This is a genomic window from Enterobacter sp. BIDMC 30, from assembly GCF_000534355.1.
In the GTDB taxonomy this organism is placed as follows: domain Bacteria; phylum Pseudomonadota; class Gammaproteobacteria; order Enterobacterales; family Enterobacteriaceae; genus Enterobacter; species Enterobacter ludwigii.
The window spans coordinates 2,216,319-2,229,092 of record NZ_KI973169.1 but is presented as its reverse complement, the minus strand read 5'-3'; the positions used below and the strand labels follow the sequence as shown (position 1 = coordinate 2,229,092).

The 12,774-nt window shown below is 56.9% G+C and carries 11 protein-coding genes; 6 read left to right on the top strand and 5 right to left on the bottom strand.

Annotated elements, in window-relative coordinates:
• Window positions 1-10 precede the first annotated feature (10 nt).
• The gene (locus L466_RS11700) at window positions 11-913 is read left to right on the top strand and encodes a LysR family transcriptional regulator (RefSeq protein WP_020883452.1); all 903 of its coding nucleotides are present in this window, start codon (window positions 11-13) and stop codon (window positions 911-913) included.
• 17 nt (window positions 914-930) lie between these two features.
• Here the strand turns inward: L466_RS11700 and L466_RS11705 are convergent, their stop codons facing one another.
• Window positions 931-1,683, bottom strand: a complete 753-nt coding sequence (locus L466_RS11705; protein ID WP_032680798.1) for a phosphate/phosphite/phosphonate ABC transporter substrate-binding protein — start codon at window positions 1,681-1,683, stop codon at window positions 931-933.
• Window positions 1,676-2,647, bottom strand: coding sequence for a fatty acid desaturase (locus L466_RS11710; protein WP_032680797.1), 972 nt, complete (start codon window positions 2,645-2,647; stop codon window positions 1,676-1,678). The genes L466_RS11705 and L466_RS11710 overlap by 8 nt, the downstream gene beginning before the upstream one ends.
• Window positions 2,648-2,812: 165 nt before the next feature.
• Here L466_RS11710 and L466_RS11715 point away from each other — a divergent pair, with 165 nt between their 5' ends.
• Window positions 2,813-3,793, top strand: a complete 981-nt coding sequence (locus L466_RS11715) for a GlxA family transcriptional regulator (RefSeq protein ID WP_014170563.1) — start codon at window positions 2,813-2,815, stop codon at window positions 3,791-3,793.
• Between the two features lie 78 nt (window positions 3,794-3,871).
• Window positions 3,872-4,882 (top strand): type I glyceraldehyde-3-phosphate dehydrogenase, encoded by a 1,011-nt coding sequence (gene gap, locus L466_RS11720; RefSeq protein WP_032680796.1) that lies wholly within the window; start codon window positions 3,872-3,874, stop codon window positions 4,880-4,882.
• A gap of 70 nt (window positions 4,883-4,952) precedes the next feature.
• Here the strand turns inward: gap and L466_RS11725 are convergent, their stop codons facing one another.
• The gene (locus L466_RS11725; RefSeq protein ID WP_032678410.1) at window positions 4,953-6,140 is read right to left on the bottom strand and encodes an MFS transporter; all 1,188 of its coding nucleotides are present in this window, start codon (window positions 6,138-6,140) and stop codon (window positions 4,953-4,955) included.
• Window positions 6,141-6,255: 115 nt separating this feature from the next.
• Between L466_RS11725 and L466_RS11730 the strand changes: the two genes are divergently transcribed.
• The gene (locus L466_RS11730; protein ID WP_032680795.1) at window positions 6,256-7,212 is read left to right on the top strand and encodes an AraC family transcriptional regulator; all 957 of its coding nucleotides are present in this window, start codon (window positions 6,256-6,258) and stop codon (window positions 7,210-7,212) included.
• Between the two features lie 362 nt (window positions 7,213-7,574).
• The gene (locus tag L466_RS11735) at window positions 7,575-9,260 is read left to right on the top strand and encodes an alpha,alpha-trehalase (protein ID WP_032680794.1); all 1,686 of its coding nucleotides are present in this window, start codon (window positions 7,575-7,577) and stop codon (window positions 9,258-9,260) included.
• 72 nt (window positions 9,261-9,332) lie between these two features.
• Here L466_RS11735 and L466_RS11740 read toward each other — a convergent pair whose 3' ends face one another.
• On the bottom strand, window positions 9,333-11,435 hold the full coding sequence (locus tag L466_RS11740; protein ID WP_032680792.1) for a TonB-dependent siderophore receptor: 2,103 nt from the start codon (window positions 11,433-11,435) through the stop codon (window positions 9,333-9,335).
• 111 nt (window positions 11,436-11,546) lie between these two features.
• Window positions 11,547-11,801 carry a GlsB/YeaQ/YmgE family stress response membrane protein gene (locus tag L466_RS11745; RefSeq protein WP_010432765.1) on the bottom strand — a complete coding sequence of 85 codons (255 nt, stop codon included), beginning with the start codon at window positions 11,799-11,801 and terminating at the stop codon, window positions 11,547-11,549.
• Between the two features lie 207 nt (window positions 11,802-12,008).
• Here L466_RS11745 and L466_RS11750 point away from each other — a divergent pair, with 207 nt between their 5' ends.
• Window positions 12,009-12,740, top strand: a complete 732-nt coding sequence (locus tag L466_RS11750) for a flagellar brake protein YcgR (RefSeq protein WP_020883443.1) — start codon at window positions 12,009-12,011, stop codon at window positions 12,738-12,740.
• Window positions 12,741-12,774 lie beyond the last annotated feature (34 nt).

The window sequence follows — 12,774 nt, the reverse complement described above, 5'->3', positions numbered from 1 at the left end:
GAGAAATACGATGGATATAAAACAGCTAAAGTACTTAATCGCACTCGATCAGACCCGGCATTTTGGTAAAGCAGCCTCGCAGTGCAACATCACCCAGCCGACCCTCTCCATGCGTATTCGCAGCCTGGAAGAGGAGCTGGGGCTGGTGCTGATTACTCGCGGGCAACGTTTTGAAGGCTTTACGCCCGAAGGCGAACGCATTCTGGCATGGGCGCGCGCGGTACTGGCCGCTCACGACGGCCTGCAGGCCGAAGCCTCGCTGTGCAAAGGGCAAGTGGTGGGTGAATTGCGTCTGGGAATGGTGCCGCTGGCAAGCGTAGATCCGATGATCTTTATCCGCCAACTGACGCAAAAATACCCGGAGCTGACCTACAGCCTCTACTCAATGTCCTCACAACAAATTGCCGACGGCGTCAGCCGGAATCAGCTTGAACTGGGGATTTGCTACCTGAACAGCATCGACACCCGTCCGTTTGACATTATCCAGCTGCCAAAAACCGAAATGGGATTGCTGCACGATATCCGCCACTTCCAGCTGGATCAGGAGACGCTGACCTGGCAGGAACTGATGGCATTTCCGCTGGGGTTTCTGACCAAGGGGATGCATTATCGTGAGCATATGGAGGTGAGCTTTAAATCTGCGGGCATTAATCCCGAGTCTGTCTTCGAAAGCGATTCCACTTTCCAGATCATTCAGGCGGTACAAAGCGGCGTCTGCTGTGCCGTGATGCCGCTGAACAACGGGCTAGAGAACCTGAACAGCCACTTCCGGATAACCCCCATAACCGACTCGAACATCGAAGCCCCGATCGGCCTGATCATGCGGCGACAGGCCCCCGTCTCCTCACTGGCACTGCGCTGTTTCACCGACGCGCAGGCGCTTTATCTTGCAGAGAACAACGGCATTGAGTGAGGTCATGTGATAACGCGTCAGTCGAGCAACACCGAATAAGACTGACGCGTCACCACATTGAACCCGCCGATCAGCACCGCCTTGCAAACGTCCCGGTATTGCGGGGCATTCACCAGCGTGTTCAGCGCATCACGGATAGCGTTAAGCGTTTCAGGGGATGTGTTGTGCGCGGTAATCAGCGGTAACCCGGGTGTCAGGGGAGTACTGTCGATCGCCGCCAGCCCGTCGAGCAACGCCGGTTCATGACGCTGCAGTAGCGCGTACGTCACGCAGTCGATAGCGGCGATATCGCCCTTACCCTCTTTTAGATCAATCAGCGACTGGCGATGGCTGCCGCTAAAGGTCGTCCGGGCAAAATAATGGCCATCGGGTGCAAGTGGCGCCACTTTTTTTCGCAGCGCGTGATAACCGGACTGCGAATCCGCAGAATTGCATACCGCCCATCGGCCGCGAAAATCAGCCAGTGTCCGGGTACGCTTCTGGGCGCGCGTCACCAGAAGGCTACGGTAATAAAACGCTTCGCAGCCCGGCGCCTGGTAGTGAAAACAGCCCACGACCTGTACGTCCGGCAATTGCGTCATCAGCGGGTAGCCGCAGGTCTGGCTGAGGACAAGCCCGGGCTGCTGCCAGTGGGCCAGCAGAGAATCATCGGGTACGCCCTCGCTCACCGGCACGCCGCGTTCAGCAAGCAGGTGCTGTACCGCTCGCCAGAGGGCATCCGTGTCGGCGCGATTGATGGCATACATCGGAAACGCCAGCGGGTTACTCATGACTTCCCTCGTGTTGACGCCCTGGGTGAGCGGTGACGTTGACCGCCCGCCCCCAAAACTGTCGCATCCATTCACTATAACCCCTGACCAGGAAACCGTGGTTACGCCGCTGGTACGCCGCCCGGTTTTGCAGATAGACGCTTTTTAGCCCATACCACGGAACACCCGGTAAATCGTGATGGACTGAATGGTAGTTAAGATTTAAAAACAGCACCCGCCAGAACAGCCCTGCTTCGTTGATGACAGAACGCGCCAGCGGATCATCCGCCGCGCGATGTTCATAAAAGGAGCGCACTTTGGTCAGCGCCAGCGCCGGATAACTTACCGCCAGCACAAACCAGACGGGCGAGAAACCGTTGTGCATCATCCAGGCAAACAGCGCTGCCAGCAGCGACGCGTGGACGAGCCACATTGCCATTGCGCGCAGGTGAAGATGGCGAAACGCCGTCACGGCGCTGGCCAGCGTCTGCAGGATATCCAGCAGCGGTGCCAGCAACAGCCGGCCGCAGAAGGTATTCCGTGCATGGATCACGCGCTTGTGCCAGGGCGAAAAGCGTGCCCAGCTCTCCTCGGTAAAATAGTACGACTCCGGGTCATCCACCGGGATCGTCAGGCTATCGTGGCGATGATGGGCAAGATGAGAGTCCCGGTACAGACCATACGGATACCACACCGCCAGCGGAAGCGTGCCAAACAGCGCGTTAAGCCAGGCAAACCGCGTGGGATGGCCGTGGATCAGTTCATGCTGGAGTGACATATACCAGGTGGTAAATCCGATGAGCAGCAGCGTGGCGGGCAGCAATCCCAGCGTTTTCCAGTACGCCAGCGTGGCAAACCAGCCACTGTAAAGGGTGATGATGACGATCCACGTGGGCAGTTCGCTTCGCCACAAAAACCCCGAGGCGAGGTGGTGAATTTGATCGCGTTGTTGCGGATGTAAATAGAGGGAGCTTCGTTTACCCATGCCTTCAGACGCCGTTTCGCCAGAGAGAATGCCCTGACGATCGGGGAAAACGCCTGAAATAACAAAGAACTTATATCGCTTTGCTTTGCCAGAAACGCGGGCAGCGCGAGATCTCCCTCTCGTTCGCAGCTTGACTTATTTTGCAATAAAGGTACTTTTCAGGACATGAAGAAGATCCTGATTATCGTCCCTGACGGCGGCATGCTGTTTGAAGCCGCCGGTATCGCAGACATTCTGATGCAGGCGAACCGGCTGCATCCGGAAGGCCTAGCCCATCCCTGTTACCGCATTATCATCGCCACCACCCAGCCTCACCAGGTGATCCACGGCCAGTCCGGCCTGAATCTGCTGGCGGATTATCGCCTGCCGGAGCTGGATCCGCGTGAACCGCTTGATACGATTATTATCACCGGCCGCGGAATGAACGAGCAGGAGAGCACGGCGGTGGTGGACTGGCTGCACCTGGCTGCGCCACACGCGCGGCGGATAGCCTCCATTTGCGGCGGCGCGATGCTGCTGGCCCAGACCGGCCTGCTTGATGGACGCCGGGCGACCACCCACTGGCGGCTGCTGGAGACCCTGCAAACCCAGTACCCGGCCATCCATGTGGAAGGTGGCCCGCTGTATATTCAGGACGGTCCCATCTGGACCTCCGGTGGGGTTAGCTCCGGGTTTGATTTGACCCTGGCGCTGGTGGAAGACGATTACGGTTTTACCCTCGCTCGCGAGGTGGCGCAGGATATGGTGATGTATCTGCGCCGCCCCGGCGGGCAGCTGCAGTTCAGTCGCTATAATCTTCAGCAGCCCGGCACCTCCGGCCCGATAAGCGACCTGCAAACCTGGATCCTGGAGAACCTGACCGCTGACCTGTGCGTGGAAAATCTGGCGCAAAAAGCGGCGATGAGCCCGCGCAATTTCACCCGCGTGTTCACCCGTGAAACAGGCGCCTCTCCGGCGCGTTATGTCACCGAAGCACGCCTTGCCGCCGCCCGGCAACTGCTTGAACAGACCAGCGACCCTCTCGAGCGCATTGCTGAGCAGAGCGGATTTGGCAGCAGCATCAATTTGCGTCGTGTCTTTGAGAAACAACTCCACCTCACGCCTGGCGAGTATCGTCAGCGCTTCCACTGTCGCAAAATGGCATAATGTGATCCTTTTTTGTCGTTTACGCCATCCGGCCTGACGCCTACAGTGACTCCAGACAACAGAGATAAGGAGTGCACTATGGTTAAGGTCGGCATTAACGGTTTCGGTCGTATCGGACGTAATTTCCTGCGCGCGGCGCTGGGTAACCCGGATGTGCAGATTGTGGCAATTAACGATCTGACGGACAGCAGAACCCTCGCCCATCTGCTCAAACATGATTCCCTTCTCGGCACGCTGCCGGCTCCCGTTGAAGCCGCGGACGGGGCACTGCAGGTCGATGGCCAGCGGATCGTCGTCTTTAGCGAACGCGATCCGGCGAATATCGCGTGGCGTGACGCCGGCGTTGACGTGGTTATTGAAGCCACTGGCTTCTTTACGGAGCGGGAAAAAGCAGCCGTGCATATCACGCACGGTGGGGCTAAGCGCGTCATCATCTCCGCCCCCGGCAAAAACGATGACCTGACGGTGGTCATGGGTGTCAACCATGAACAGTACGATCCGGCTCAGCATTACGTAGTGAGTAACGGCAGTTGTACGACCAATGGCCTGGCCCCCGCCGCTCAGGTTCTGCATCAGCAGTTCGGTATTGAGCATGGCCTGATGAACACCACGCACGCTTATACCAACAGTCAGGCACTGCACGATCAGCCAGAGAAGGATCTGCGCGGTGCACGTGCGGCAGCGCTGTCGATTGTGCCTTACTCCAGCGGTGCGGCGAAAGCGCTGGGGAAAGTGATCCCCTCACTTGACGGTAAACTGACCGGGTATTCCCTGCGCGTGCCGGTTCCGGTGGTGTCGATTGTGGATTTGACGGTAACCCTGAGCCGTGACGTTACCGCCGAGGAGGTGAATGACGCCTTCCGGAAAGCCGCTGCCAGTGGCCCCCTGAAAGGCATTCTGGGTTACAGCGATGAACCGCTGGTTTCCAGTGATTATCAGGGCGACCCGCGCTCGTCAATTATCGACGGGCTCTCCACCCTCGTGATTGGCGGCAAAATGGTGAAGATCCTGGCGTGGTATGACAACGAATGGGGATTCTCAAACCGTCTGGTGGATCTGGCGGTGCTGATGGATAAGAAAGGGTTGTAATCTTCCCCCTGCACCCACTCTGAGTGGGTGTCGCTGCCCGGTAGCCTTTCGCTGACCGGGCACGCGCTCGTCACTCTGCTTTGACTTTCACGCCCATAAATACAATTACCATGGCCGTCACCAGCAGGAAACCGCTGCCCGCGAAGACGCCGCTGGCACCGTTGAGGTCGAATACCGCCCCGCCCACTGCCGCACCGGCGCTTATCGCCAGCTGGATAGAGGCCACCAGCAGACCACCCGCACTTTCGGCTTCATCCGGCACGGTGGTGGCAAGCCACGTTGACCAGCCCACCGGTACCAGACCAAACGCAAATCCCCACAGCGCGACCAGTAACCCGTCCAGCATCGCCAGATGACCAAACGCCACCATGGTGAGAGCAAGCACGCCCATCGCGAACGGTACCAGTGCCAGCGTCAGGCGCAGATTACGCGCCAGCAGATGCCCGGCGACGGAGGTGCCGATGAAGTTGGCAATCCCAAAGCCCAGCAGGATCAGCGAGATGCTCTCCACGCTCGCCTGCCCCACCGTTTCAAGGAACGGACGCAGGTAGGTAAAGAAGGCAAAGTGGCCGCTGAAGATAAGAATGGTCGCCAGCATGCCGCCAATCATCCCCGGACGACGCAGCACGCGGAACAGCGTACTCAGGCTGCCGCTGCTTTCTGGCTTCATGGACGGCAGTACCCAGAGCTGCCACAGCAGCGCCAGCATGCTCGGCAGAATGCAGAGAATAAAGACGTTACGCCAGCCAATCAGGCTACCCAGATAGCTTCCCAGCGGCGCCGCTACCACCGTCGCAATCGAGACGCTGGAGAAGATCACCGCCAGCGCTTTCGGCACTTTATCGGCGGGCACCAGGCGCATCGCCGTGGCGGTCGACATCGCCCAGAATCCCCCGATCGCCACACCCAACAACAGCCGGCCCATCAGCAGGACGTGCAGCGTGGGCGCAAAAGCCACCAGCAGGCTGGAGATGATCTGCAGCACCGAGAAGAACATCAATACCCAGCGACGGTCGATATTTTTGGTGGCCGGCGTGATGAGCAACCCGGTGACCAGCGCCACCAGCGCCGTGGCCGTCACCGCTTGTCCGGCCATCCCCTCGGACACCCCCAGGCTCGCGGCCATCGGCGTCAGCAAACTGGCGGGCAGGAATTCTGCTGTGATCAGGCCGAATACGCCGAGCCCCAGTGAGTAGACGGCTCGCCAGGCGGGTTTTGCAGGCGTGACCGCCTCTCTCGCCACGACACATGAATTCATCTGTTGTTCTCCCGTTATAAAAATGTGACTACTGTCGCAAAAGCATAGTGGGTTCACCCTGGACGATCTATGACATATAATCTCCACTTATTGATTATTCGTCCGGAGTTGCGTCATGACCGTACAGTCACCCGATTTGATCAGCGAACTTTTGCACGGCATGCGCCTGTCGGGCGTGAAATACCGTCGAATTGAGGCCAGCGCGCCGTTTGGCGTGGCGTTTCACCAGGCGCCCGGCAAAGCCCAGTTCCATTTTGTCAGCCACGGCAGCGCCCTTTTGCGTATGGAGAGTGGCGCCACCTTCACGCTGAATGGCGGCGACGCCCTTTTTATCCCGAACGGCAACGCCCATGCCCTGCTCTCTGACGAGCACGCCAGCATTACCCCGGTCAGTGCATTCCCCAGCGAGCCTATCTGCGGTTCGGTCTGCGCGATCACCTGTGAGCCGTGTCCGGAAAGCGAGAACACCATCATCTTCAGTGGATGCATGGATTTTGAACTGGGTGGGATGCAGCCGCTGATCAAGGCGATGCCGGAAGTGATGATGGTGAGCCGGCTGATGTCCACATGGCCGGAAATTCATCCGCTGCTGGCAGCGATGGAGCGGGAATCAATGACCCGCCAGGCCGGATTCGCCGGGATCCTCGCGCGACTTGCCGACGTGGTGGCCGCGTTGATCGTGCGTGGCTGGGTTGAAGGAGGCTGCGGCAAAGCTACCGGCTGGGTGCAGGTATTGCGCGACCCGCGTTTGAGCCGGGCCATTTACGCCATGCATCAGCAGCCAGGCCTGAACTGGAGCGTGGCGGATCTGGCGAAAGAAGCGGGCACTTCCCGCTCCGTGTTTGCTGAACGTTTTCTGGCGGCCACGGGAACCACACCGGCAAAATATCTCAGCGAACTGAGGATGCGGCTGGCCATTCAGTACATCCGCCACGAAAATCAGCCCATTGAAACCGTCGCGTTGCGTCTGGGGTACGGTTCACTGGCCGCGTTCAGTCGGGCATTTAAGCGCATTATTGGGCATGCACCGGGCACGTTGCGCGAGACCAGCCAGACCCCGGAAGAGGTCTGAGCCAGGCGTTAGCGATACGTATTTTTTGCCAGTCGCCTTTCGCGATTTAATTATGGGGCGTGCTAAGGGAGCACCTTGCGCTATTCCGGAATAAAAGAGCATTCCGCGCATATTATTATCGCGCCATGATTTGCGCCCATTGATTAAATTAAAAGCAATATAATTATTTATCATAAAAAAGAATTATCTTTCATCAAGATAGCAAATTCTCCCAATCCCTTCCAGCGCATAACCAGACGGTAAATTGTCTGGTTATGCGCAAAATGGGATATTCGACACGCGAAGCGGCCAATATTCGTCTAAGGTTTTCAGGTGATTGATAACAGCGGCAACGCTGCTCAGCGAATACAGGAGATGAACCGATGATAAGACCTCGTACACTACGCCCTGCTCTTTTGCACCTGGCTTTGGGCGGCGCGTTACTCGGTGTGACAACATGGGGTTATGCGGAAGAACACCTCACCACCCAGACAAGCTCCCCCGATATTTTACTTGGTCCTCTCTTTAATGATGTGCAAAGTGCCAAACTGTTTCCCGATCAAAAGACCTTTGCTGACGCCGTGCCGAAAAGCGATCCGCTGATGATTCTGGCGGATTATCGGATGCAGCGCACCCAGTCTGGCTTCGATCTGAAGCACTTTGTGGAAATGAACTTTACGCTGCCAGCGGAGGGTGAAAAATACGTCCCGCCTGCCGGGCAAACTTTACGTGCACACATTGATGACCTCTGGCCCGTACTGACCCGCACCACCGATAAAGCGAGTAATAAGTGGGATTCCCTTCTGCCGCTGCCTAAACCCTATGTCGTGCCTGGCGGACGTTTTCGCGAGGTCTACTACTGGGACAGTTATTTCACCATGTTAGGGCTGGCTGAGAGTGGCCACTGGGACAAAATCAGCGATATGGTCGACAACTTCGCTTACGAGCTGGACAGCTGGGGACATATCCCGAACGGCAACCGCAGCTACTACCTGAGCCGCTCCCAGCCTCCGTTCTTCGCGCTGATGGTCGAGTTGCTGGCGACCCATGACAGCGATGCGCTGAAGAAATACCGTCCGCAAATGGAGAAAGAGTACGCCTACTGGATGGAGGGGGCCGACACGCTGCAGGCCGGACAAGCCAACAAACGTGTGGTGAAGCTGGACGATGGCTCAGTGCTCAACCGCTACTGGGATGACCGCGATACGCCGCGTCCTGAATCCTGGCTCGATGATATTACCACCGCTAAAAGCAATCCTAACCGACCGGCCACGGAGATCTACCGCGATTTACGCTCAGCGGCCGCCTCGGGGTGGGACTTTAGCTCCCGCTGGATGGACGATCCGCAAAAACTGGGCACGATCCGCACCACCAGCATTGTGCCTGTCGATCTTAACGCCCTGATGTTTAAGATGGAAAAATTGCTGGCCAGGGCAAGCCAGGCATCCGGCGATACCTCCGCTGCCAGCAAGTATGACGCGCTGGCGACCGCGCGTCAGAAAGCGATCGAGAGCCATCTGTGGAATGATAAAGAGGGCTGGTACGCGGATTACGATCTTAAGAGTAAAAAGGTGCGTAATCAGCTTACGGCAGCCGCACTTTATCCGCTCTATGTGAAGGCGGCTTCGCAGGATCGCGCTGATAAGGTCGCTGCAGCGGCATCGTCACGCCTGCTCAAACCGGGCGGCATTTCCACCACCACCATCAACAGCGGCCAGCAGTGGGATGCACCTAACGGCTGGGCACCGCTGCAATGGGTGGCGACGGAGGGGTTGCAGAATTACGGGCAGGATAAGGTGGCAATGGATGTGACCTGGCGCTTCCTGAAAAATGTTCAGCATACCTATGACCGCGAACAGAAGCTGGTAGAGAAGTATGACGTTTCGAGTACCGGTACAGGGGGCGGTGGCGGTGAATATCCGCTGCAGGATGGCTTCGGCTGGAGCAACGGCGTGACGCTGAAAATGCTGGATCTGGTCTGTCCGAAAGAGAAACCGTGCGACAGCGTGCCGGAGAATCAGCCGGCGGCAAACGATGCTGCCGCGCCGGCGAAAAGTACGGCGCAATAAAGCGGCCTCATTCCCTCGCCCTCTCCCACCGGGAGAGGGCGAATGGGCCGTCTTACGGGGTTTAACAGGGCGTCAGAAGCTGTAGCTCGCGCCTAACTGATAGGTTCGGTCACGTCCAATCCAGCAGTTGGTCGCATCGTAACAGGTCAACGTCTCTTTATTGGTGATGTTCTGCGCGCTCGCTTTCAGGGTCAGCCCTTCAAGCGAAGGCAGAATTTCGCCCATCCGATAGGATGCCGCCAGATCGTACTGCGTGGTGCCACCGAGTTTACCCGCGTCGTTCGCCGGTGAAATCTCCATCGGCCCGGTGTAGCGCGCCCCGGCTCCCAGCATCAATCCTTTCAGTGCCGTATTCTCAAAGGTGTAATCCCCCCACAGATTGAATGCATTTTCCGGCACCTGCGTAGGGCGTTTGCCCTGATACTTATCGTCCTGCGTATTGATGGCGTGCGTGTATGCGTAGTTGGCAATCAGGTTCAGATTGTCTGTCGGACGGCCAATCACAGACAACTCCGCCCCTTTAGACTCCACTTCGCCGGTCTGACGATAGTTCAGGAAGCCGGGATCGGAGGTGACGACATTCTTCTGGCGAATAGTAAACACTGAGGCGGTAAAGGTGGTGGCGTACTCTGCCAGCAGATATTTCACCCCGCCCTCCACCTGCTTGCTGGTGGTCGGCTTGACCTCTTTCGCCGTCAGGGTTCCCTGCGGCGAGACCGGGGCAAACCCTTCTGAATAGCTGATAAACGGAGAGAGACCGTTGTCGAAGGCGTAGAGCGCGCCCAGTCGTTTGGTAACGCGATCCTGCGATACCCACGCCTTGTCGCCGTTATGCAGATAATCGGTGGTGACGGAGCGATAATCATCATAGCGCAGGCTGCCCAACAGATTTAAGCCGCCAAACTCCACCTGATCCTGCAGGTAATACCCATTCTGCTGATAGCTCAGACGGTTTTTCTGCGCGGTATACAGCCCCAGCGCATCCTCATGGACCTGTGAATAGTCCGGATTGCGCATATCAATCCCCGGTGTTGTCGAGGCATAGCGGTAGTGGAAGTGGGAATTCAACTTCTGGTAGTCAAACCCGGCCAGCAGATGGTGTTTCCACTCACCCAGCGCAACGGTTTTGGTCACCTGATTATCAATGTTGAAGCTCCGGAGATCTTCATCCGTGGTGTAGGCAAAGCGGTTAAGCTGATTGACTTCACTGCCCGGCCCGGTTGCATAAATACTGCGCTGGTGGGTATCAATGTCAAAATAGCGCGCCTTCTGGTTAAAGCCCCAGCCGCTGTCAAACTCATGTTCAAAGCTGTAACCCAGCATCCACTGGCGCTGTTTAAACCCGCTCCATTCGTCGCCGGCATAATCCCGCTTGCCCGCATATTTCGAACGCAGCCAGGCGAGCGGCAGCGGGTTAGACGGCGTCAGGCTTGGGGAGTTTTGCGCCAGCGCATCAAGGGTGAGACGCGTTTTGTTGTCCGGTTGCCAGGTGACAGACGGCGCAACCAGGTAGTTTTCATACCGGGAGGTGTGCGGCTGATCGTCACTTTCCGTCGCTTTCCCCAGCAGACGGTAGTTCCAGTCGCTATCGGCAATTTGCCCGGTCGAATCCAGATACCCCTCTTTCAGGTTACGGGTGCCGGTGTTAAAACCCAGTTCGGTCCGGGCGGCTTGTTGCGGTTTTTTACTCTGAATATTCACCAGCCCACCCGGCGAGGCTCCGCCGTACAGTACCGATGAGGGACCTTTGAGAATATCAACGCTTTCAACCAACAGCGGATCGATGCGGGCTTTGGTATTGCCGGTGACGTTATAGGGTAACTGCAGCCCGTTGTAGAACTCCTGATCGACGGTAAATCCACGAATTTTATATTCGCTCATGTAGGAGGTGTTTCCGCGCACCTCGGTCGACACACCCGGTGCATAGCGCAGGATCTCATTCACGGAGTTCGCGTGACGTTTATCGATTTCCTGCGCCGACAGGGTATTGATCACCTGCGGGGTTTTACTCTCGGCAACGGCTGATTTGGTTGCGCTGTTCGTCCAGGAGGGCAGTACGCTGCCCTGCTCTGAGCCCGTGACTACGATGGTTGATTCTTCGGCAAACGCCTGTACCTGCAATGCCAGCGTCACGGCTCCTGCCAACGCGCATAACGTGAAACGAGAGGGGTTCATAAAGTCGTCTTGTGATTAAATGTAATCAGGAACGACAATTATTATCATTTCGATTAGCAAATCAATATGCACGTAAAAAAACGGCCCTCCTTGAGAGCCGTTTTAGTGAAGTTATGCCCGTCGCAGTAACCTGAAAATGCCCAGCACCACAATGGCACCCACGACAGCCACCAGGAAACTGTGCAGGTCAAAACCGCTGATGCTGCCACCAAAGCCAAACATCGTCGCCAGCCAGCCGCCTACAACCGCCCCCACGACACCGAGCACACACGTCAGTATGAAGCCGCCGCCATCATTTCCCGGCATGATAAGTTTAGCGATAGCGCCAGCAATTAGACCAAAGATAATCCAGGCGATAATACCCATAGCGATGCCCTCTTGCAGGTTTAATGCATGCGCAGAAAACCTTCTGCGCAGGTAACTTAAGTATAGGTCATCCCTGGAAAACTAATTTCATCTCACCGACTTATCTTCTCTGCAATCTGAAAAAAAACTCATCGGTTTGTATTAAGTTTCATTGTGCAGTGCCGATAACGCAAAGACAGTCTGTCATCTATCAAGGAGCCATCCGGCGTGAGTAATTACAGTGAGCAGTTCCTCAAGCAAAATCCGCTGGCTGTATTAGGGGTATTGCGTGACCTGCAAAAAGGTGAAGTGCCGCTGCGCATCAGCTGGTCAAACAATCAGTTCATCAGCAAGATCCTCGACGTCTCGCAGGAGCGACTGGTTATCGATCTGGGCAGTCAGGAGTATGAAAACCGCGCCGCACTGAAAGCAGAGAAACTCGCGGTGATGGCAGAGACCCACGGTGCAAAAGTGGAATTTGTGCTTCCGCGCCTTGAGATGAGCGAATACCAGGGTCTTCCCGCGTTTGTCACACCGCTGCCTGCCAACCTGTGGTTTGTGCAGCGCCGGGAATATTTCCGCATCAGCGCCCCCCTTCACCCTGCCTATTTTTGTAAGGCTAAAATGCCGGACAAAAAAGAGCTCCGCTTCCGCCTCTTCGACCTGTCGCTGGGCGGTATGGGCGCGCTGATGGATACGCCGAAACCTGACGGACTGGTCGAAGGCATGCGATTCTCGCAAATTGAACTGGATATGGCCGGCTGGGGACGGTTTTATTTTGATGCCCAGTTGATTGCCATCAGCGAGCGGAAGGTGGTGGACAGCAAAAACGAAACGATTACCACGCCACGTTTGAGTTTCCGCTTCCTGAACGTTGGACCCGGTTCAGAGCGCGAACTGCAGCGCATTATCTTTGCACTGGAGCGCGAAGCACGGGAACGTGCGAATAAAGTTCTGTGAGGAAAACGGGCAGCGTGACCGCCGCCCGCCTGCG

Bases quoted from the DNA above. Each gene is read 5' to 3' on its own strand.
- L466_RS11700 (WP_020883452.1), top strand. From the start codon at position 11: ATGGATATAAAACAGCTAAAGTACTTAATCGCACTCGATCAGACCCGG.
- L466_RS11705 (WP_032680798.1), bottom strand. From the start codon at position 1,683: ATGAGTAACCCGCTGGCGTTTCCGATGTATGCCATCAATCGCGCCGAC.
- L466_RS11710 (WP_032680797.1), bottom strand. From the start codon at position 2,647: ATGGGTAAACGAAGCTCCCTCTATTTACATCCGCAACAACGCGATCAA.
- L466_RS11715 (WP_014170563.1), top strand. From the start codon at position 2,813: ATGAAGAAGATCCTGATTATCGTCCCTGACGGCGGCATGCTGTTTGAA.
- gap (WP_032680796.1), top strand. From the start codon at position 3,872: ATGGTTAAGGTCGGCATTAACGGTTTCGGTCGTATCGGACGTAATTTC.
- L466_RS11725 (WP_032678410.1), bottom strand. From the start codon at position 6,140: ATGAATTCATGTGTCGTGGCGAGAGAGGCGGTCACGCCTGCAAAACCC.
- L466_RS11730 (WP_032680795.1), top strand. From the start codon at position 6,256: ATGACCGTACAGTCACCCGATTTGATCAGCGAACTTTTGCACGGCATG.
- L466_RS11735 (WP_032680794.1), top strand. From the start codon at position 7,575: ATGATAAGACCTCGTACACTACGCCCTGCTCTTTTGCACCTGGCTTTG.
- L466_RS11740 (WP_032680792.1), bottom strand. From the start codon at position 11,435: ATGAACCCCTCTCGTTTCACGTTATGCGCGTTGGCAGGAGCCGTGACG.
- L466_RS11745 (WP_010432765.1), bottom strand. From the start codon at position 11,801: ATGGGTATTATCGCCTGGATTATCTTTGGTCTAATTGCTGGCGCTATC.